This is a genomic window from Leifsonia sp. 1010 (genome assembly GCF_031455295.1).
Lineage (GTDB): Bacteria > Actinomycetota > Actinomycetes > Actinomycetales > Microbacteriaceae > Leifsonia.
In genome coordinates this window covers 2,146,961-2,166,320 of the sequence record NZ_JAVDSL010000001.1, presented here as the reverse complement: position 1 = coordinate 2,166,320, position 19,360 = coordinate 2,146,961, and the positions used below count along the sequence as shown (strand labels likewise).

Sequence of the window (19,360 nt, the reverse complement as noted above, 5' to 3'; positions counted from 1 at the left end):
TTCGAGTGCGGGATGGTCATGCGGCCACGGTCTCGCGGACCGGCTGCTCGGCGCCGGCCTCGGCCGGGGTCGACGCGACCCTGCGGCCGGGAGCGGTGAAGCGCTTCAGGCCCGTGACGATCAGGGCGGTGGTGACCGTCCCGGCGGCGAGAGCCAGCAGGAAGCCCCACAGCGGGTCGATGGCGAAGAAGACGAACACACCGCCGTGCGGGGCGCGCGACTCGACGGCGAAGGCCATCGCGAGGCCACCGGCGACCGCTCCCCCGACGAGGTTGGCGGGGATGACGCGGAGCGGATCGGCCGCAGCGAACGGGATAGCGCCCTCGGAGATGAACGAGGCGCCGAGCAGCCAGGCGGCCGCGCCGTTCTCGCGCTCGACCTCGGTGAAGCCGCGCCGGTAGAGGACGGTGGAGGCCAGGGCCATGCCCAGCGGCGGCACCATTCCGGCGATCATGACGGCCGCCATGACCTGGAAGCTGGCGTCCGTCTGCTGCGCCAGGCCGGCGACGGCGAACGCGTAGGCGACCTTGTTGACCGGGCCGCCGAGGTCGAAGCACATCATCAGTCCGAGGATGATGCCGAGCACGATCGCCGCGCCGCCGGTCAGGCCGTTGAGGAACCCGTTCAGCTGGGTCATCAGCCAGGCGATCGGAGCACCGAGGATGAGGAGCATCAGTCCGGACGCGATGATGGACGCCCCGAGCGGGATGATCACCACCGGCATGAGGCCGCGGAGCCAGCGCGGGACGGTGGGACGCCCGATGAGCCAGGCCGCGAACCCGGCGAGCAGGCCGCCGACCAGGCCGCCGAGGAACCCGGCGTTCATGAAGACGGCGATCGCGCCGGCGATGAAGCCAGGAGCGATGCCCGGCCGGTCGGCGATGGCGAAGGCGATGTATCCCGCCAGGGCCGGAACCAGGAAGCCGAGGCTCACGCTGCCGATCTCGAACGCGATCGCGCCGAGGTAGTAGCCGAGGCCCTCCGGCGGGAGGTTCCAGATCGCGAAGTGCTGCAGCGTGTACACGGCGTTGTTCACGCCGGAGTCGCCGTGCGCCAGCGCGATGCCGTACCCGCCGAGGAAGGGCAGGAAGCTGATCGCGACCAACAGCCCGCCGCCTGCGACGAACGGGATCATGTAGCTGACGCCCGTGAGCAGGATGCGCTGGAGGTTGCGGCCCCACGACACGTTCTGGGACGGCGCGGACGATGCGCCGGACGTCGTGGTCGCACCGGCCTGGACGCGGGCGCCGTTCGGGTCCTTCGCGACGGCGACCGCCTCCGTGACGAGGGCCGCGGGCTGCTCGATGCCGCGCTTGACCCCCGAGCGGACGACTGGCTTGCCGGCGAAGCGGGCCTCTTCGCGCACATCCACGTCGTTGGCGAAGATGACCGCGTCGGCGGCGTCGATCACGCTCTGCGGGAGCGCCTGGTAGCCGCTCGAACCCTGTGGTTCGACGACCAGGTCGACACCGGACTTCTTGCCCGCCGCGGTGAGCGCGTCGGCGGCCATGAACGTGTGGGCGATGCCGGTCGCGCAGGAGGTGACGGCGACGATCCGGGCCGGTCGGCCGTCGATGAGGAGGCCGTCGGCGACGGCGGCATCCGGGTGGGCGGGCTGCGGCGCGGCGGCGGCAGGCGTGGCACCGGTGTCCGCCGCCTCGCTCTCGCCGATCGCCTCATCGACGAGCGCGACGACATCCTGCGGCGTCTTCGCGGCGCGGAGACCAGCCGTGAACTCGTCCAGCATGAGGCTGCGGGCGAGCTTCGAGAGCACCGCGAGGTGGGTCTCTGCCGCGTCGGCGGGGGCGGCGATGAGGAAGACGAGGTCGGCCGGGCCGTCGGAGGCGCCGAAGTCGACGCCGGGCTTCAGCCGGGCGAACGCCAGGGACGGCACGGTCACGGCCGCGCTTTTCGCGTGCGGGATGGCGATGCCGCCCGGCAGCCCGGTCTCGTCCTTCTGCTCGCGCGCCCATGCGTCCTCGAACAGGGCGTCGGCGTCCGTCGCCCGCCCCTGCGCGACGACGTGCGCGGCGAGCTCGCGGATCACCTCGCTCTTGTCCGCGTGACCGACGTCGAGCTCGACGAGTGCGGGGATGATGGTCTTCGATGACACGGTGTCCTCCAGGGTGGTTCGGGGTGACAGGTGGGTGGGGTTCAGGGATGCAGCGCGGCGACGCGGATGTCGCCCGGCGGCAGGTCGAGGGGGCGCGGGGCCTGGGTGCCCGGCAGGGATGCGGCGGCCGAGCCGTAACGGACCGCATTGACGAGCCGGTCCGCGGGGGCGGCGTCGGCGAGGTCGGCCAGCAGGTAGCCCGCGAGGGCGCTGTCGCCCGCGCCGACCGTGCTCCGCACCCGGATGCGGGGAGCCTCGGCGACGAACGCGCCGTCGGCGGTGACGAGGACGGACCCCTCCGCGCCGAGCGTGATCAGCGCCGCACTCACCGTCTCCGGGACAAGGGGGCCGGCTGCGGCGAGGACCGTGTCGACCAGCCCGTCCGGATCCGGCCGGGCCGTGCCCGTCAGCTCGGCGAGCTCCTGCTCGTTCGGCTTGATCAGGTCCGGATGCCCGTCGAAGACGGCGGCGCGCAGGGCGTCGCCCGACGTGTCGACCGCGATCTTCGGTGCGTCGTCCCGCCAGCGGTCGCGGACCGCCCGGATGACGGTCACGTAGAAATCGTCCCCCGCTCCGGGCGGGAGCGATCCGGCCAGGACGAGCCAGCGCGCGTCCGCGCACGCATCGACGACGGCCGCGACGAGAGCCGCGCTCTCCGCGGGTTCGAGCACCGTGCCCGGGAGGTTGAGCTTGGTCGTGATGCCGGCCGGGTCCGTGATGGTGAGGTTCGCGCGGGCGTGGCCGTGGATGGGGACGGGACGCGTGCGCACACCGGCGGAGTGCAGAGCGACGCCGAACGGGTCGTCCGCGGCGAGCGGCAGGACAGCGAGAGCCGGGACGGCGGCCGCGGCGATCACCCGGGCGACATTGATGCCCTTGCCGCCCGCATCCTCCCGCGCCCCGATCGCGCTCTGGACCTCCCCCGGCAGCAGCGGGGCGCCGAGTGTGACCGAGCGGTCGAGGGACGGGTTGGCGGTGAACGTGACGATCACGCGGACCACACCTCGACATCCGCCTCGGCCAGCGCCTCGGCCAGGGCGCCCTCCGGCGCCGCATCCGTCACGAGCAGGTCGATGGCGTCGAGCGGCGCGAAGGAGACGAGCGACTCCTGCTGGAACTTGCTGGAGTCGGCGACGACGACGACCCGGCGCGCAGCGCGGACGATGGCCTCCTTCACGGCGGCCTCGTCCGGGTCCGGGGTGCTCAAGCCGAAGCCGGCCGAGACGCCGTTGGCGCCCACGAAGACGATGTCCGGCCGCAGCGAGTGGATGGAGCGAACGGTTCCGGCGCCGACCGCGGCGGCGGTGACCCCGCGGATGCGCCCGCCGATCACGGTCAGCGACACCCGCTCGGCACCGGCCAGGGCGGGAGCGACAGCCAGCGAGTGCGTGACGACCTCGGCCTCCCCGCGTGTGCCTGCCAAGCGGTCGGGCAGGAGGTCGGCGACGGCGGCCGTCGTCGTGCCCGCGTCGAGGTAGAGGGAACCGCGGAAGCCGTCGCCGAGCATGTCGAGAGCCCGGGCGGCGATGCGCTGCTTGGTGTCCGCCCGCAGCACCGAGCGTTCGGAGACCGGGACCTCGGATGTGCTGATGCGGTCGATCGCGACCGCGCCGCCATGCACCCGGCGGAGTGCTCCGGACTGCTCGAGGGCGTCCAGGTCGCGGCGCACGGTCTCGGTCGTGACGCCGAATCGCTGGGCGAGATCGACGACGGCGACACGGCCGTCGTCGAGCAGCATCCGCTCGATCAGCCCCTGGCGCTCCATTGCGTACACGCGGTGTCCCTCCGTTGGTTTCCCACACGTTACAACACGTTCACAGAGAAAACAACATACGGATGTGGTTTTCTGTTGCAGTCGCCGCACGGCCCGTAGAATCGACACTCCGATGGACTGCTCCTACTTCGACGCCGGCGTGTGCCGCTCGTGCACGCTGATGGGCGTCCCGTACGCGGAGCAGCTCGACGGCAAGGACCGCCTGGCCCGCGAGCTGCTCGCCCCGTACGGCGACGCCACCTGGCTCGCTCCCGTCGCGAGCGCCGAAGCGGGGTACCGCAACAAGGCCAAGATGGTGATCGGCGGCACCGTGGAGCAGCCGACCATCGGCATCCTCGACGAAGCCGGCCGCGGCGTAGACCTGCGTGAATGCGGCATCTGCTCCCCCGGCATCCGCGCCGCGTTACCCGTGCTCGCGCGGTTCATCACGCGGCAGCGCCTGGAGCCGTACCGCGTGCCCGAGCGCCAGGGCGAGCTGAAGTACGTGCTCGTCACCGAGTCGCCGGACCACGAGCTCATGGTGCGCTTCGTCGCCCGCTCGGAGCAGACGGTCGCGCGCGTCCGCGCCGGCCTCGACCGGCTGCTGGGCGACCTGCCGAACGCACGCGTCGTCACGGTGAACGTGCAGCCGGAGCACAAGGCGGTGGTGGAGGGCGACACGGAGGTCGTGCTCACCCGGGAGTCCACCCTCACGATGCGTCTCGGACCCGTGTCGCTGCGCCTCCGGCCGCAGAGCTTCTTCCAAACCAACACGGACGTCGCCACCGCCCTCTACGGGCAGGTCGCGGCCTGGGTCGACGAGATCGGCCCGGCGTCGGTGTGGGACCTCTACTGCGGCGTCGGCGGGTTCGCCCTGCACGTCGCAGCGCCCGGACGCCGGGTGGTCGGCGTCGAGACCAGCCGGGAGGCCGTACGCAGTGCCCGGGCGACCGCCGCCGCTGCCGGACTGCCGCAGGTGGCATTCCGTGCCGGCGACGCGACGGCGTTCGCCGTGTCCGCGGCGGCGGCTCCCGAGCTCGTGATCGTGAATCCGCCGCGTCGCGGGATCGGCACGGAACTCGCCGGGTGGCTCGAGGGATCCGGAGTCGGCAGCGTCGTGTACTCCAGCTGCAACCCGAAGAGCCTCGCGCACGACCTGGCGCGGATGCCCTCGTACCGCGTCCGGGCCGGCCGGGTGCTCGACATGTTCCCGCAGACCGGGCACATGGAGGTGGCGGTGCTGCTCGAGCGCCGCTGAGCGACGCGTCCGCTCAGGTGTCCTTGCGGATCCAGCGGAACGTGACCCGACTCGCCAGCAGACCGACGACGAGCCACACCGAGAGCACGATCGCGATCCCGGCGAGCTGCCAGCTCCCTCCCGGTTCCTGCGCCTCGAAGTTCGACGGCAGGAAGACGCTGCGCATCCCCTCGGCGATCCACTTCAGCGGGAAGACGCTGGCGACGTTCTGCAGCCAGTCGGGGAGGACGTTGAACGGGATGTAGACGCCGGAGATGAACTGCAGGATCAGGACGATCGGGATGATGACGGCGGTGGCGCTCCGCCCGGTGCGCGGAATGGAGGACAACGCGATCCCGAGCACGGCGGATGTCACGATGCTGAGCAGGTAGATCCACGCGAACCGCACCCAGAGCTCGGCTTCGGTCGGGAGGGCGACGTCGAACGCGAACCGGGCGACGACGAGCAGCAGGCCGATCTGCAGCACGCTCGTGGCGAGCACCTGCCCCATCTTGCCGATGAAGTAGGAGAGCACCGGCAGCGGGGTGCCGCCGAGGCGTTTGAGGGTGCCGTCGCTCTTCTCCCCGGCGATGTCGACGGCGAGGTTCTGGACGCCGGAGAGCAGGATGCCCGCCGCGATCATGGCGGGCAGGTAGTACGCGGCCTGGCTGATGCCGCCGGTGCCGTCTGGAGCCGCTCCGACGTTCCCCACCCCCTGGAACGCCACGGAGAAGATGCCGAGCATGACGACGGGGAACAGGAAGGTGAAGAAGATCGTGTCCGGCTGGCGGAAGTAGACGATCGTCTCGTACCTGGCCCGCTCGACCCCGAGCCCGAGGGCGCTCACGACTCCGCCCCCGCGCGCTGGACGAGGTCGAGGTAGACGTCTTCCAGGCTCGGCCGGATGACCTCGAGGTCGGAGGGCTCGCCTCCGGCCGCCGCGGTCAGCCGTGCGACGACGGCCGCGGGTGTGTCGGTGCGCTCGGAGCGCTGAGTGCCGTCTGCATCCCGCCAGCGCACGATCGGGACGCGCGCCGCCGTTCCCCCGAGCTGGTGGATGGCGCCCAGGTCGACGAGCCGGCCGTCGGCGATCACGGCCGCGCGGTCGCTCAGTTGCGCGGCCTCGTCGAGGTAGTGCGTGGTGAGCAGGATGGTGGTCCCCTCGCGTTTGAGCGAGCGGATCAGCTCCCAGAACTGGTGCCGAGCCTCCGGGTCGAACCCCGTGGTGGGCTCGTCGAGGAACAGCAGCTCCGGGCGGCCGATGACACCGAGCGCGACGTCGAGCCGCCTCCGCTGACCTCCGGAGAGGCTGCGGACGCGTGCTTTGGCCTTGTCGGAGAGCCCGACCGCCTCCATCACCTCGTGGACGTCACGCGGTCTCGGGTAGAACCGCGCGAAGTGGGTGAGCTGCTCGCGGACGGTGACGTTCGACGCCTCCGCGCCGCTCTGCAGGACGATCCCGAGCCGCGCCTTCCATTTCGTGCCGCCCTTGGCCGGGTCGACGCCGAGGACGGCCACCTCTCCCGCAGACCGGTCGCGGTATCCCTCGAGGATCTCGATCGTGGTGCTCTTGCCCGCGCCGTTCGGGCCGAGCAGGGCGAAGGTCTCGCCCGCGTGGATATCGAAATCGATCCCTCGCACGGCGTCGAACGATCCGTAGGACTTTCGAAGCCCCCGGACCGCCACCGCGCTGTCGCTGCTCACCGCCTCAGTATGGCAACCGGCCGGTGGACGTGCGCCCACCGGCCGGCGATATCGCTCGAATCGCTCAGCTCGTTCGGAGCGCTCAGCTCGCCGCGGTCTCGCGCTTGGGCAGCTTCCAGCCCGGACGCACGAAGTGGCAGGTGTAGCCCCACGGGATGCGCTCCAGGTAGTCCTGGTGCTCCGGCTCGGCCTCCCAGAACGGACCGGCGGCGGTCACCTCGGTGACGACCTTGCCGGGCCACAGCCCTGACGCGTCCACGTCGGCGATGGTGTCCTCGGCGATTCGGCGCTGCTCGTCGTTCTCGTAGAAGATCGCGGAACGGTAGCTGGTGCCGACGTCGTTGCCCTGACGGTTCTTGGTCGACGGGTCGTGGATCTGGAAGAAGAACTCGAGCAGGTCGCGGTACGTGGTCCGCTCGGGGTCGTACTCGATCTCGATCGCCTCGGCATGGGCTCCGTGGTTGCGGTAGGTGGCGTTGGGGACGTCGCCTCCGGTGTAGCCGACGCGGGTGCTGGTCACGCCGGGGAGCTTGCGGATGAGGTCCTGCATGCCCCAGAAACATCCGCCGGCGAGGATGGCCTTCTCAGTCATTTTCTGTGTCCTTACTTCTCGAAAAGCTTCGTGTAGTCGCCGTAGCCGGCCGCGTCGAGCTCGGAGAGCGGGACGAACCGGAGGGCGGCGGAGTTGATGCAGTAGCGCAGGCCGCCTGCCTCGGCGGGCCCGTCGTCGAACAGGTGACCCAGGTGGCTGTCACCGTGGGCCGAGCGGACCTCGGTGCGCACCATCCCGTACGTGCGGTCCACCTTCTCCACGATGTTGCCGGGCTCGACCGGAACGGTGAAGCTCGGCCATCCCGAGCGGCTGTCGTACTTGTTCACGGACGCGAACAGCGGCTCCCCCGACACGATGTCGACGTACAGCCCCTCCTCGTGGTTGTTCCAGAACTCGTTGCGGAAGGCGGGCTCGGTGGCGGCCTCCTGCGTGACCGCGTACTGGCGCGGCGTCAGCTGGGCGAGGGCCTCCGGGTCCTTGCGGTAGTCCTGTGTCACGTTTCCTCCTCGTGCGGCGCGCTGGCTGCGACGCCGTCAGTAGATGGAACACGCGAGCACTCCCGGTTGGTCCCGCTGATCCTGTGAGTTCGCCGAGTGCGCGACGACCGCCTCGATGGACCGGAGAACGCTCGGCCAGGCGTCCCGCACCTGGGCAGCGGAGACCCGCAAACGGGCGCTGCCCGCCGTCGCGAGGTGCGCATCCCGTGCCCGATCGCGCTCGAAGGCGTCGCGGCCCGCGTGGAACGCGAATCCGTCGATCTCCAGGTAGAGAACGCCGTCCACCCGCATGTCCACCCGGCCGACTCCGGGAACATGAACCTGCTGCTCGACCAGATGACCGAGCGCCTGCAGCCGCTGCCGGACGATCGACTCCACCCCGGATTCCGACCCCGGACGCGCCAGCACCGCCCGGGCCCGGGCCCGGCTCGGCTGGCTTTCGAGGATGCGCCGGAGGGTGACGGGATTCACCAGGCCCGCGGTGATCGCGGTGTCGAACACCGCCACCGCGGTCTCCTCATCCGCACAGCGCGCCACGGAGCGCAGGCAGTCGGCGACGGTCACCCGCCAGAGCTGGTCGCCTCGCTCCGTGGGCAGCCAGTGCCGAACCTGGCCGCGCCGCTCCTGCTGTTCCGGCCCCGCACGGGCATGAGGAGAGAACTGCAGGTGGAGACGCGGGTCGTATCCCGCCCACAGCCCATAACTCCGCGCAGCCGACACGCACGACAGCCGCCCGCGTGCCACCACCGCAGCCAGCGCGTCGGGCTGTGCCGCAGGCAGGGCGTAGACGCCCCTCCGCATCCGGCGCAGTGTTCCGCCGCGCACGGCCGTCGTGAGCTCTTCGGCCGAGGCGCCGGCCGCCCGCAACTGGTGCACGGTCGCGATGCCGCCGAGCCGCTCGAGTGTTCGTTCGTCGATCATGCAAGCAGCCTCGCAGCGGAGACGCAGGCGGGGACCGACGGGACCGGATCTGTGGAGAACCCGGGCCACAGCACGGAGGGTGCAACGTAGGAGAAAGTGCCCCGAATCTCCGACCGGCCGCGGTGGGGATGGAGATTCGGGGCGGAAACGCTGGGATCTCCGACGGAGGCGGGCGGATCTCCTGCGGGACGGGGACGGGACGGGAGCGGGACCGGAAGGAACGCGGACGGGGACGAGGCCGCCTACGGACGGGCCTCGTGGCCCGGCTCCCCGTGGGTGCGCCGCTGCTCCTTCAGCTCCGCCTCGTAGAGGTGGCGGCGCCCGCCGGCGAGCCGGTCGCGCGCCTCGCGCTCCAGGTCGCGGAAGAGGGCGTAGTAGCCGTCGTCGAAGTCCTCGACGATCTGGAACGTCCACCGGCCCTCGATGACGTTCCGGCCCACCAGCTCGTGCTCGATACGGTCGGCGAGGTCGGCGTGACCGGCGTCGCGCAGCTTGTCCACGGCCTCGCCGAGCGTGAAGTCGGCCTTGCCGGTGAGCCGGTGGAAGCCGTACAGCAGTCCGCGCGCGTGCTCGACCACCTCCAGCGCCTCGCTGAGGCTGCCGAGCGCATCCACCGTCGCGTCGTCCAGTCCCTCGGGCCGCGTGTGCTGTTCGTCCGGTCCGTCGGTCATCGGTTCTCCTCGTTTCTCGGGGCCGGCCCCTCGGCGGGGACGGCGGTCGGCTCTCTGTCGCCGTCGTCCTCACGGACGATGGGGATGGCGTCGGTGAACTGCTGCGCGCGCTGCTCGTTCTCGGGGGTGCCGCTGAACAGGCGGCCCTCCTCCTCGCTGCGGGCGCGCGACGGCCGGTCGCGCGGCTCCGGCGCCTCCGCGATCTCCACCCGCTGCCGCGGCAGCGAGGTCGGCGAGTACCGCTGCATCCAGTCGATGAGCCGCTCGCGCACCAGGCAGCGCAGGTCGAACAGCGTCGGGGCGTCCTTCGCGGTGACGAGTACGCGCACCCGCACCCAGCCACCGACCGCGTCGGTCACCTGCAGGACCCCTGTGCGGTGATCCCACAGGTCGGTGGTGGCGAGGATGCGGTTGAGCTCCGCGCGCATGCCCCCGGTGGACACCCGCCAGTCGAGGTCGAACTCGATCGAGCCGAGAAGCTCGCTGTGCTGCCGCGTCCAGTTCTCGAACGGCTTGGTCGTGAAGTAGGTGGAGGGGAGCACGAGCCGGCGGTCGTCCCAGACGTGGACGACCACGTAGGTGAGCGTGATCTCCTCGATGGTTCCCCACTGCTGCTCGACCACGACGACGTCGTCGATGCGGATGGCGTCGGAGAAGGCGAGCTGGATGCCGGCGAACAGGTTCGCGAGGCTCGACTGGGCGGCGACACCGGCGATGATTCCGATGACACCGGCGGAGGCCAGCAGGCTCGCGCCCGCCGCCTGCAGCGCGGGGAACGTCAGCAGCACGGCGCCCAGGCCGATGACGACCGCCGCCACGATGGTGAGCCGTCGCAGGATGAGCACCTGTGTCCGGACGCGCCGCGCGTAGCGGTTGTCGGGCACGTCGAGCCGGTAGCGCGCGAGACCGAGATCCTCCACGAAGACGACGAACGCGGCGACGAACCAGACGCCGGTGGCGATGGTCAGGATGAGGAACGTGTGATGGATGCCGGCCCGCCAGGCCGCCGTGACCTCCGGCGGCATGCTGACGGTCACCGCGATCCACAGCACGATCACGACAAGGAACAGCCGGAACGGCGCGCGGACGTGGCGGATCAGCAGCTCCGGCCACTGCCTCCGCCGCCCGATCAGGCGCAGCACCACCGCGAGGATGGCCGTGACGGCGACCGCGACGACGACGGCCAGAACGCAGGCGACGGCCAGGCCGGGCCAGCTGTGGAGGGGGAACACGGGTGGGAGGACTCCTCGGGGTCGAATTCGCGAAGGAGTGTACGCGCGCACGGCCGGAGGGTCGACCCGCCCTCGCGAGCGCGGGGCCAGCGGACTAGCCTGGCCATTCGGACGGACGTCCGCCGATCGGCGACGCAGGACGCGTAAAGGAGCGGGAATGGCAGCGACACGGACACTCTTCATCGGTGGGACGGGCGTCATCAGCTCGGCGTGCGTGGCGGAGGCCCTCGAGCAGGGCCACGAGGTCACGGTGGTGAACCGCGGGAACAGCTCGACCCGTCCCCTCCCCGATGGCGTCGAGGTGCTGCACGCCGACATCCGCGACCCGGAGAGCGTGCACCGTGCGCTCGGCGAACGCAGCTTCGACGTCGCCGCCGAGTTCCTCGCCTTCACGCCCGAGCACATCACCACCGACTTCGGCCTGTTCGAGGGCCGGGTCGGGCAGTACGTCTTCATCAGTTCCGCCTCCGCCTACCAGAAGCCGCCGTCGCGCGTCCCGGTGACCGAGTCCACCGCGCTGCGCAACCCGTTCTGGCAGTATTCGCGCGACAAGATCGCCTGTGAGGATGCGCTGATGGAGGCGTACCGCGACCGCGGATTCCCGGTCACGATCGTGCGGCCGTCGCACACCTACGACCGCACGATGATCCCGACGACCGGGAGCTGGACCGACCTCGAGCGGATGCGGCGCGGCGCCCCCGTCGTCGTGCACGGCGACGGCACGAGCCGCTGGACGATCACGCACAACACCGACTTCGCGGTGGCGTTCGTCGGACTGCTCGGCCGCCCCGAGGCCGTCGGCGACGCCTTCCACATCACGGGCGACGAGGCCCCGACGTGGGATCAGATCTACTGCTACCTGGCGGAGGCGCTGGGGGTCGAGGCGGAGCTCGTCCACGTGTCGAGCGAGTCGATCGCCGCGGTGATCCCCGAGGTCGGCCCCGGCCTCCTCGGCGACAAGGCGCACTCGATGCACTTCGACAACAGCAAGGTCAAGGCGATGGTGCCCGGGTTCAGCGCCCGGGTGCCGTTCGCCCGCGGCGCCGGGGAGATCGTGGAGTGGTACCTCGCCGACCAGGAGCGGCAGCGGGTCGACCCCGACCTGGATGCGGCGTTCGACCGACTCGTGGAGCACGCCCGCGCGCTCGGCTGAGCACGCGGGCGCGCTGCGTCACTTGGTGTAGCCGCTGCCGGAGGTCGGCGTGGACGACGACGAGGTGACCTTCGTGCCGTCCGGTGCGACGACCCACCAGATCCCGCCGAAGCCCTGGCCGGTGACGTCGCCGGCCGCGGAGTCGCCGGCGTAGGTGTAGAGCGGGTGCCCTTCGAGGGTGACCTGCTTCTTGCCGTCGACGCCGGTGATCGTGCCGACCGTGCCGGTGACGCCCTGCACGGTCGGATGGTCGCTTCCGGCCTCGATCGCCGGCCACTGGGTGGCGCACTGCCCGGAGCAGACGCTCATCCCGGAACCGGCGGTGTCCTTGTCGAAGACGTAGGCGGTGAGGCCCTTCCCGTCGACGACCACGGTGCCGAGCGTGGTCGAGCCGGTCTTCAGGGCGGCCGCGCCGGCGTCGGAGGCGCCTGACGATGTGGACGCGGACGGGCTGGAGGAGCCGGATGTGCCGGAGCCCGGCGCCGAGTATCCCCCGCCTCCCGTGGCCGAGCAGGCGGCGAGCGCGAGGAGCACGGCGGCGGCTCCCGCCGCCAGTGCCGCGAAGCGTGTGGGTGATGTCGTGTTTCTCATGAGCGGATGCTCCCTTCCACCCATGGCACGCTGCCCGAGGGGTGGACGGTTCACTTCCTGAGAGGACCGGTAGACGGCATTCGCGGAAACAGGAGCTTTACTATAAAGAAACTTTCCTGATACATTCACGCGAGAGCATCGTTCCAACGAAGGGATGAGGATGACCGGACCGGTTCGGGGCACCCCCGGGTGGCTGCGCGAGACCAACGACCGCACCGCCCTGTCGTTGCTGCTGCAGCACGGAGTCCTCACCCGCAACCGCATCGGCGAGCTCTCCGGGCTCTCCAAGCCGACCGCCGCGCAGATGGTCGCCCGGCTCGAGACGGCGGGCCTCATCCACGTCGTCGGCGAGGTCTCGGGCGGCCGCGGACCGAACGCGGCCAGCTACGCGGTGCGGACCGACCGGATGCTCGCCGTGGCCGTCGACATCGACGCGGAGGCCCTGCACTCGACGGTCGTCGACGCCTCCGGCACCGAGCAGCCCATCGCCGTCACGCCGCTCGCCGGGCGTTCCCCTGAAGAGGATGTGCGCGCGGCCATCGACGCAGCGTGCGCCGCGGCGGCGGCCGACCCGCAGCAGGTCCGCTCCGTCTGCATCGGCGTGCAGGGCGCGCTCGACCCGCGCACCGACGAGCTGACCTACATCGAGACGCTCCCCGGCTGGCCCAAGCGGGGCATCGGCCGGCGGCTGCGCGACGCCCTCGGCATCGAGGTGCGCATCGACAACGACGTGAACCTGGCCGCGCTCGCCGAGCGCACCGACGGCGCCGGGCGCGACACGGGCGGCTTCGCGCTGCTCTGGATGGGCGACGGCCTCGGCCTGTCGGTCGACCAGGGCGGCAGCGTCCACCGCGGAGCCTCCGGAGGTGCCGGCGAGATCGGCTACCTGCCCATCCCCCGCTCCGCCGCCGAGCTCGACCCCGAGGCCGGCGACCTGCAGGACCTCATCGGAGGCCCGGCCGTCGCCCGGCTCGCGGCCCGCCACGGGGTCTCCAGCGACGGCGCCTTCGCCGGCGACCCGGACGCACGCGAGGCGTTCCTCGGGGAGCTGGCCCGCCGGGTCGCCGTCGGCGTCGTCCCCGTCCTCGCCCTCCTCGACCCCGAGCTGGTCGTGCTGGGAGGCCCCACCGGCTCGGCGGGCGGCGACCGGCTCGCCGAACTCGTCACCTCCGAACTCCGCCCCGCCTGGGGCGAACGCAGCGTCGTCGCGACCGGCGTCGACGCCCACCCGGTGCTCCGCGGAGCCAGGGAGCACCTCATCGGCGAGGTGCGCGACGCGCTCTTCGCCGAAGTGTCGCGGATCGCACCGTAGCGACCCGCGACCGCACCACCGCATCCACCCGCACCACCCCATCCCGCACCACCACATCTGCACCCACCGACAGTGAGGGAGCCACCCGTGAAACACCGCCATCTCATCGCCGCGGCAGCGGTCACCGCCGCCGCCGCGCTCGCCCTCTCCGGCTGCTCCGGCGGCGGAGGCGGCACCGACTTCGCCGCCAGCACCCCGAAGGACCTCAGCGGCACCGTGTCGTTCTGGCACTTCTTCTCCGACCGCGAGGCGAAGGTCATCCAGTCCGTCGTCGACGACTTCGAGAAGAAGTACCCGAAAATCACGGTCGACGTCCACTCCGGCCAGGACGACGAGAAGCTCCAGAAGGCCATCGCCACCGGCAGCAAGGTCGACGTCGGCCTCTCGTACTCCACCGACATCGTCGGGAACTTCTGCTCCAACGGCGCCTTCCGCAGCCTCAATAAGGTCATCGAGCGCGACGGCGTCGACATGAGCCAGTTCTCCGACACCGTGAAGTCGTACACCGAGTTCAAAGGCACCCGCTGTGCGATGCCGATGCTCGCCGACGTCTACGGCCTCTACTACAACACCGACCTGCTGAAGGCCGCCGGGTACACCGCGCCGCCGAAGACGCTCAGCGAGCTGGAGTCGATGGCCGCGAAGCTGACGACCTTCAACCCGGACGGCTCCATCAAGACCCTCGGCTTCAACCCGACCATGGGCTGGTACGAGAACTCGGCCGCCCACGTCGGCCCCGCCGCCGACGCGAAGTGGCTGAAGTCCGACGGCACGAGCGCCGTCGGCTCCAGCGAAGGATGGAAGGAGCTGATCGCCTGGCAGAAGAAGTTCGTCGACACGATCGGCTGGGACAAGCTCAACGCCTTCACCTCCGGGCTCGGCCAGGAGTTCTCCGCCGACAACGCGTTCCAGACCGGGCAGGTCGCCATGAACCTCGACGGCGAGTACCGCACGGCGTTCATCGACGACCAGGCGAAGGGCCTCCACTACGGCACCGCGCCCTTCCCGACCGCCGATGACCAGACGCAGCTGTACGGCGGCGGCTACATCACGGGCAACATCATCGGCATCTCGAAGGGCTCGAAGCAGCCCGAGCTCGCCTGGGCGCTGCTGCGCTACCTGACCACGGACACCGACGCCATCGTGAAGCTCGCGAACGGCCTCAAGAACGTGCCGACGACGAAGGACGCGCTCGCCTCGCCCACGCTGGAGGTCTCGGAGCAGTACAAGACGTTCCTCGACATCGCGTCGAACAAGAACGTCCAGACGACGCCGCCGAGCCCGCTCGGCCCCGGCTACCAGCAGTCGCTCCAGGACTGGTGGAACAAGTACCAGAGCCAGGGCGGCGACCTCGAAGCCGGACTGAAGTCGGTCGACAAGCAGATCAACGACGCGCTCGCGCTGAGCACCGGACCGTGAGCCGGACGCCATGACCGCGACCGCAGAACGCGTGGGGCGGGCCACCGCCCGCCCCACGCGCCGCTCCCCCGCCCGCCGCTCTCCGGCCCGCCGCAAGCGCTCCCTGGTGACGCTGGCGCTGCTGGCGCCGGCCCTCCTCGGGCTGCTGATCTTCTTCGTCTACCCGCTGATCGCCTCCGTCTACTACTCGTTCACGCGGTTCGACCTGGTATCGCCGCCGCAGTGGATCGGCCTGCGCAACTACCAGTACCTGTTCACGCAGGATCCGAACGTCTGGCTGGCGACGCTCAACACGCTGTGGTTCGTCGTGATCTGGGTGCCGGTGAAGACGGCGTTCGCGCTCATCGTCGCCGGGCTCCTCGCCCGAGCGCGCCGCGCATCCGGCTTCTGGCGGACGGTGTTCTACCTGCCCGCCCTCGTGCCGCCGGTCGCGAGCGTCGTCGCGTTCGTCTTCCTGTTCAACCCGGGGACCGGACCGGTGAACCACATCCTCGGCTTCTTCGGCATCCAGGGACCGCTGTGGTTCAACGACCCGGCCTGGTCGAAGCCCTCCCTCGTGCTGCTCGGCATCTGGGTCATGGGCGACGTGATGATCATCTTCCTCGCCGCCCTGCTGGATGTGCCCCGCGAGCAGTACGAGGCGGCGTCGCTCGACGGCGCCAACGGCCTGCAGAAGGTGCGCTACGTGACCATGCCGTCGATCGCCCCCGTGCTGCTCTTCGCCGTCGTGACCGGCGTCATCGCGGCCATCCAGTACTTCACCGAGGCGGCCGTGGCCTCCTCGGTGGCGTCGGGCAAGGCCGTGGTCGGGCAGGGCATCAGCTCCAACCTCGGCTACCCGGACGGCTCGCTCCTCACGTACACGCAGTGGCTGTACGTGCGCGGCTTCGGCACCTATCAGCTCGGCTACGCCTCCGCCCTCGCGGTGCTGCTGTTCGTGGTGGCCGCGGTCATCCTCGTCCTGCTGCTCCGCCGCTTCAAAGCGTTCACCCCGGAAGGCGCGCAATGACCTCGGCAACCCTCACCCCCGGCACGGGGACGACGGAACGTCCCGCCCTGCCGCCCCGCCGCATCCCGACCCCGCGGTCCGCCCGCGCCCGGCGCATCCTCTCCTGGATCGCCGAGCACGCAGTGCTCGTCGTGCTCGCGGTGCTGTTCATCGCGCCGGTGATCTTCGTGTTCCTCACCTCGCTGATGTCGACCGAGCAGACCCTGACCGCATCGCTCTGGCCGCAGCCGTTCCACTGGGACAACTACGTGAAGGTGTTCACCACGGTGCCGCTGGCGCAGTGGTTCGCCAACTCCGCGATGTACGCGGTGCTCGCGACGGCCTTCATGCTGCTCTCGAGCATTCCGGCCGCGTACGCGCTCGCCAAGATCCGCTTTCGCGGCTCCGGCGTGCTGTTCACCGTGATCATCATCGCCATGCTGCTGCCGCCGCAGGTGACCGCCATCCCGATCTACGTGATGTGGTCGCAACTGGGACTCACCGGAACGCTGTGGCCGCTCATCCTGCCGAACCTGCTCGGCGATGCGTTCTCGATCTTCCTGCTCCGGCAGTTCTTCCTCACCATCCCGAACGAGTACGCCGACGCGGCGCGGATCGACGGCAACGGCGAGTTCGGAGTGCTCTGGCGGGTGGTGCTCCCGATGGCGAAGCCGGGGATCGCGGCCACCGCGATCTTCCTCTTCTTCGCCTCCTGGAACGACTACTACGGGCCGCTCCTCTACACCTCCGAGAACCCGGCCGCGTGGCCGGTCGCCTACGGCCTGGCGTCGTTCCGCGGCGTCCACGGCACCGACTGGGGGCTCACCATGGCCATGACGATGCTCGTCACCGTCCCGGTCGTCCTCATCTTCTTCTTCGCCCAACGCGTCTTCGTGGAGGGCATCACACTCACCGGCGTGAAGGGATAACACGTGAAACTGACGGTCGTCGGAGGCGGCTCCACCTACACCCCCGAGCTCATCGACGGGTTCGCGCGACTGCGCGACCTGCTCCCGATCGAGGAGCTCTGGCTGGTCGACCCCGATCCGGAGCGCCTGCGCCTGGTCGGCGGGATGAGCCAGCGGATGTTCCGCGCGGCCGGCCACCCGGGCCGCGTCGTGCCCACCTCGGACCTGGTCGCGGGCGTCTCGGACGCGGACGTCGTCCTGATCCAGTTGCGGGTCGGCGGCCAGGCGGCGCGTCACGGCGACGAGACCTGGCCGCACGAGTGCGGCTGCATCGGTCAGGAGACGACCGGGCCCGGCGGCTTCGCGAAGGCCCTGCGGACGGTGCCGGTCGTGCTGCGCGTGGCCGACGCGGTCCGCACGCATGCCAAGCCGGGCGCCTGGATCGTCGACTTCACCAACCCCGTCGGCATCGTGACGCGCGCGCTGCTGCAGGAGGGCCACCGCGCGGTCGGCCTCTGCAACGTCGCCATCGGCTTCCAGCGCCGGGTCGCGGGGATGCTCGGCGTCGCCCCGGCGCAGGTGCAGCTCGGCCACGTCGGGCTGAACCACCTGACCTGGGAGCGCTCCGTCCTCGTCACCGACGACTCTGGCACGCGCGACGCCCTGCACGAGCTGCTCGGGACCCGGCTGGAGCAGCTCGCCGAGGAGGTCGAACTCCCCGCGTCCCTGATCCGGCTGCTCGGCGACGTGCCCAGCTACTACCTGCGCTACTACTACGCCCACGACGAGGTGCTCCGCGAGCAGCTCGACTCCCCCACCCGCGCCGAGGCGGTGCAGCGGGTCGAGCGCGAACTGCTGGAGCTGTACGGCGACCCGGCGGTCGACACCAAGCCCGAGCAGCTCTCGCAGCGCGGCGGCGCCTTCTACTCCGAGGCGGCAGTCGACCTGATCGCCTCGCTCACCGGCGACCGCGGCGACGTGCAGGTCGTGAACCTGCGGAACGACGGAGCGCTGCCGTTCCTCCCCGACGACCACGTGATCGAGGTGTCGGCGACGGTGGATGCGCGGGGCGTCACCGCGCTCCCCATCGCCGCGCTGCCCGCCGACCACGCCGGGCTGATCACCCACGTCGCAGGGTATGAGCGGCTCGCGCTCGACGCCGCGGTGCACGGCGGACGCGACCGCGTGTTGCGGGCCATGCTCGCGCATCCCCTCGTCGGTCAGTACGATCGGGCCGAGCGGCTGACCGACCTGCTGATCGCTCACAACCGCGACCACCTGGAGTGGGCCAAGTGACCGACGACAACGCGCCCACCGCGCCGCTCGTGATCGCCGTCGACGGCGGCGGATCGAAGACGGACGCGGTGGCGCTGGAACTCGACGGCACGGTCGTCGCCGAGGCCAGGGGCACCACCTCCAGCCCGCATCTGATCGGGATGCGCGGCTCGGCCGACCTCGTCTCCGCCCTGATCGGTCGCCTGCTGGAGCAGACCGGACCGCGTCCGATCGCCGCCGCCAACCTGTACCTCTCGGGGCTCGACCTGCCCACCGAGATCGACGACTTCCGGGCGAGCATCGCGGGCACGCCGTGGGCGGCGGCGACGGTCGACAACGACCTGTTCGCGCTGCTCCGGGCGGGCACCGACGAGCCCGATGCGGTCGCCGTGGTCTGCGGCACCGGGATCAACTGCGTCGGCGTCCGCGCCGACGGAGCCGTCGTCCGCTACCCGTCGCTCGGAACCATCTCGGGCGACTGGGGCGGCGGCTGGCACCTCGGCGAGCGTGCGCTCTGGCATGCGGCGCGCGCGGTCGACGGGCGCGGTCCGGCGACGGAGCTCGCCCAGGCGGTCCCCGCGGCGTTCGGGCTGGACAGCGTCCAGGCGGTCATCGAAGCGCTGCATTTCGGCCGCCTGCAGAGCCGCGACCTCGCGCTGCTCGCACCCGCCGTGTTCGCGAGCGCGCGCGCCGGAGACGCCGTCGCGGCAGCACTGATCGACGAGCAGGCGGAGGAGATCGTCACGTTCGCCGCGACGACGCTGCGCCGGCTCGACCTGCTCGACCGGCCGGTCCCCGTCGTCCTCGGCGGCGGCGTGATCGGCGGGCGCGACGAGCGGCTGCTCGGCACGATCGAACGGCTGCTCGCCGAGCGGGCGCCCGCAGCGCGGATGGAACTCGTGACCGCCGCGCCCATCCTCGGCGCCGCGCTCCTGGCGCTGGAGTCGGCCGGAGCAGACCCGGCCGCGCTGGACGCTGCCCGACGCACTCTGGAGGAGCGACCCGCCGCGGTGGTTCAATAGCCGCACGGACC

19 protein-coding genes are annotated in these 19,360 nt (G+C 71.0%); 8 read left to right on the top strand and 11 right to left on the bottom strand.

Annotated features, from left to right (window positions below; genetic code table 11):
* Nucleotides 1–16: 16 nt before the first annotated feature.
* From J2Y42_RS10475 to J2Y42_RS10465, 3 genes are read right to left on the bottom strand one after another with little or no spacing between them, the layout of a single operon-like run.
* Nucleotides 17–2,113, bottom strand: coding sequence for a fructose-specific PTS transporter subunit EIIC (locus tag J2Y42_RS10475; protein ID WP_309857842.1), 2,097 nt, complete (start codon nucleotides 2,111–2,113; stop codon nucleotides 17–19).
* Between the two features lie 41 nt (nucleotides 2,114–2,154).
* Nucleotides 2,155–3,114 (bottom strand): hexose kinase, encoded by a 960-nt coding sequence (locus J2Y42_RS10470; RefSeq protein WP_309857840.1) that lies wholly within the window; start codon nucleotides 3,112–3,114, stop codon nucleotides 2,155–2,157.
* Nucleotides 3,102–3,887 carry a DeoR/GlpR family DNA-binding transcription regulator gene (locus tag J2Y42_RS10465; protein ID WP_309857838.1) on the bottom strand — a complete coding sequence of 262 codons (786 nt, stop codon included), beginning with the start codon at nucleotides 3,885–3,887 and terminating at the stop codon, nucleotides 3,102–3,104. The genes J2Y42_RS10470 and J2Y42_RS10465 overlap by 13 nt, the downstream gene beginning before the upstream one ends.
* A gap of 112 nt (nucleotides 3,888–3,999) precedes the next feature.
* Here J2Y42_RS10465 and rlmC point away from each other — a divergent pair, with 112 nt between their 5' ends.
* Nucleotides 4,000–5,124 (top strand): 23S rRNA (uracil(747)-C(5))-methyltransferase RlmC, encoded by a 1,125-nt coding sequence (gene rlmC, locus J2Y42_RS10460; RefSeq protein ID WP_309857836.1) that lies wholly within the window; start codon nucleotides 4,000–4,002, stop codon nucleotides 5,122–5,124.
* Between the two features lie 13 nt (nucleotides 5,125–5,137).
* On the opposite strand, the gene J2Y42_RS10455 is transcribed toward rlmC, so the two are convergent.
* The 7 genes from J2Y42_RS10455 to J2Y42_RS10425 form a co-directional block, all read right to left on the bottom strand.
* Nucleotides 5,138–5,950: an ABC transporter permease gene (locus J2Y42_RS10455; protein ID WP_309857835.1), complete on the bottom strand. Its 813-nt coding sequence runs from the start codon at nucleotides 5,948–5,950 to the stop codon at nucleotides 5,138–5,140.
* Complete coding sequence (locus J2Y42_RS10450) at nucleotides 5,947–6,807, bottom strand: ABC transporter ATP-binding protein (protein WP_309857834.1); 861 nt, start codon at nucleotides 6,805–6,807, stop codon at nucleotides 5,947–5,949. The genes J2Y42_RS10455 and J2Y42_RS10450 overlap by 4 nt, the downstream gene beginning before the upstream one ends.
* Nucleotides 6,808–6,889: 82 nt before the next feature.
* On the bottom strand, nucleotides 6,890–7,399 hold the full coding sequence (msrA, locus tag J2Y42_RS10445) for a peptide-methionine (S)-S-oxide reductase MsrA (RefSeq protein ID WP_309857833.1): 510 nt from the start codon (nucleotides 7,397–7,399) through the stop codon (nucleotides 6,890–6,892).
* 11 nt (nucleotides 7,400–7,410) lie between these two features.
* Nucleotides 7,411–7,857 (bottom strand): peptide-methionine (R)-S-oxide reductase MsrB, encoded by a 447-nt coding sequence (msrB, locus tag J2Y42_RS10440; RefSeq protein WP_309857829.1) that lies wholly within the window; start codon nucleotides 7,855–7,857, stop codon nucleotides 7,411–7,413.
* Between the two features lie 36 nt (nucleotides 7,858–7,893).
* Nucleotides 7,894–8,778 carry a type IV toxin-antitoxin system AbiEi family antitoxin domain-containing protein gene (locus tag J2Y42_RS10435; protein ID WP_309857826.1) on the bottom strand — a complete coding sequence of 295 codons (885 nt, stop codon included), beginning with the start codon at nucleotides 8,776–8,778 and terminating at the stop codon, nucleotides 7,894–7,896.
* Between the two features lie 242 nt (nucleotides 8,779–9,020).
* The gene (locus J2Y42_RS10430) at nucleotides 9,021–9,449 is read right to left on the bottom strand and encodes a hypothetical protein (RefSeq protein WP_309857824.1); all 429 of its coding nucleotides are present in this window, start codon (nucleotides 9,447–9,449) and stop codon (nucleotides 9,021–9,023) included.
* Nucleotides 9,446–10,681 carry a mechanosensitive ion channel domain-containing protein gene (locus tag J2Y42_RS10425; protein WP_309857821.1) on the bottom strand — a complete coding sequence of 412 codons (1,236 nt, stop codon included), beginning with the start codon at nucleotides 10,679–10,681 and terminating at the stop codon, nucleotides 9,446–9,448. The genes J2Y42_RS10430 and J2Y42_RS10425 overlap by 4 nt, the downstream gene beginning before the upstream one ends.
* A 157-nt stretch (nucleotides 10,682–10,838) precedes the next feature.
* On the opposite strand from J2Y42_RS10425, the gene J2Y42_RS10420 reads away from it, so the two are divergent.
* A complete protein-coding gene (locus J2Y42_RS10420) occupies nucleotides 10,839–11,834 on the top strand; it encodes an SDR family oxidoreductase (RefSeq protein WP_309857818.1) in 996 nt (331 codons plus the stop codon).
* 18 nt (nucleotides 11,835–11,852) lie between these two features.
* Here J2Y42_RS10420 and J2Y42_RS10415 read toward each other — a convergent pair whose 3' ends face one another.
* Nucleotides 11,853–12,425 (bottom strand): hypothetical protein, encoded by a 573-nt coding sequence (locus J2Y42_RS10415; RefSeq protein ID WP_309857816.1) that lies wholly within the window; start codon nucleotides 12,423–12,425, stop codon nucleotides 11,853–11,855.
* Nucleotides 12,426–12,585: 160 nt separating this feature from the next.
* On the opposite strand from J2Y42_RS10415, the gene J2Y42_RS10410 reads away from it, so the two are divergent.
* From J2Y42_RS10410 to J2Y42_RS10385, 6 genes are all read left to right on the top strand, one after another.
* Nucleotides 12,586–13,737 carry an ROK family transcriptional regulator gene (locus J2Y42_RS10410; RefSeq protein ID WP_309857813.1) on the top strand — a complete coding sequence of 384 codons (1,152 nt, stop codon included), beginning with the start codon at nucleotides 12,586–12,588 and terminating at the stop codon, nucleotides 13,735–13,737.
* A gap of 87 nt (nucleotides 13,738–13,824) precedes the next feature.
* A complete protein-coding gene (locus J2Y42_RS10405) occupies nucleotides 13,825–15,156 on the top strand; it encodes an ABC transporter substrate-binding protein (protein WP_309857810.1) in 1,332 nt (443 codons plus the stop codon).
* A 10-nt stretch (nucleotides 15,157–15,166) separates the two neighbouring features.
* On the top strand, nucleotides 15,167–16,165 hold the full coding sequence (locus J2Y42_RS10400) for a sugar ABC transporter permease (protein WP_309857806.1): 999 nt from the start codon (nucleotides 15,167–15,169) through the stop codon (nucleotides 16,163–16,165).
* On the top strand, nucleotides 16,162–17,073 hold the full coding sequence (locus J2Y42_RS10395; protein ID WP_309857803.1) for a carbohydrate ABC transporter permease: 912 nt from the start codon (nucleotides 16,162–16,164) through the stop codon (nucleotides 17,071–17,073). The genes J2Y42_RS10400 and J2Y42_RS10395 overlap by 4 nt, the downstream gene beginning before the upstream one ends.
* A gap of 3 nt (nucleotides 17,074–17,076) precedes the next feature.
* Nucleotides 17,077–18,348, top strand: a complete 1,272-nt coding sequence (locus tag J2Y42_RS10390; RefSeq protein WP_309857800.1) for a 6-phospho-beta-glucosidase — start codon at nucleotides 17,077–17,079, stop codon at nucleotides 18,346–18,348.
* Entirely contained in the window at nucleotides 18,345–19,349 is a 1,005-nt protein-coding gene (locus J2Y42_RS10385; RefSeq protein WP_309857797.1) for a BadF/BadG/BcrA/BcrD ATPase family protein, read from the top strand. The genes J2Y42_RS10390 and J2Y42_RS10385 overlap by 4 nt, the downstream gene beginning before the upstream one ends.
* Nucleotides 19,350–19,360: the final 11 nt, after the last annotated feature.

Coding starts and splice junctions, on each gene's coding strand:
- rlmC (WP_309857836.1), top strand. CDS start 4,000: ATGGACTGCTCCTACTTCGACGCCGGCGTGTGCCGCTCGTGCACGCTG.
- msrA (WP_309857833.1), bottom strand. CDS start 7,399: ATGACTGAGAAGGCCATCCTCGCCGGCGGATGTTTCTGGGGCATGCAG.
- J2Y42_RS10435 (WP_309857826.1), bottom strand. CDS start 8,778: ATGATCGACGAACGAACACTCGAGCGGCTCGGCGGCATCGCGACCGTG.
- J2Y42_RS10430 (WP_309857824.1), bottom strand. CDS start 9,449: ATGACCGACGGACCGGACGAACAGCACACGCGGCCCGAGGGACTGGAC.
- J2Y42_RS10420 (WP_309857818.1), top strand. CDS start 10,839: ATGGCAGCGACACGGACACTCTTCATCGGTGGGACGGGCGTCATCAGC.
- J2Y42_RS10415 (WP_309857816.1), bottom strand. CDS start 12,425: ATGAGAAACACGACATCACCCACACGCTTCGCGGCACTGGCGGCGGGA.
- J2Y42_RS10410 (WP_309857813.1), top strand. CDS start 12,586: ATGACCGGACCGGTTCGGGGCACCCCCGGGTGGCTGCGCGAGACCAAC.
- J2Y42_RS10400 (WP_309857806.1), top strand. CDS start 15,167: ATGACCGCGACCGCAGAACGCGTGGGGCGGGCCACCGCCCGCCCCACG.
- J2Y42_RS10395 (WP_309857803.1), top strand. CDS start 16,162: ATGACCTCGGCAACCCTCACCCCCGGCACGGGGACGACGGAACGTCCC.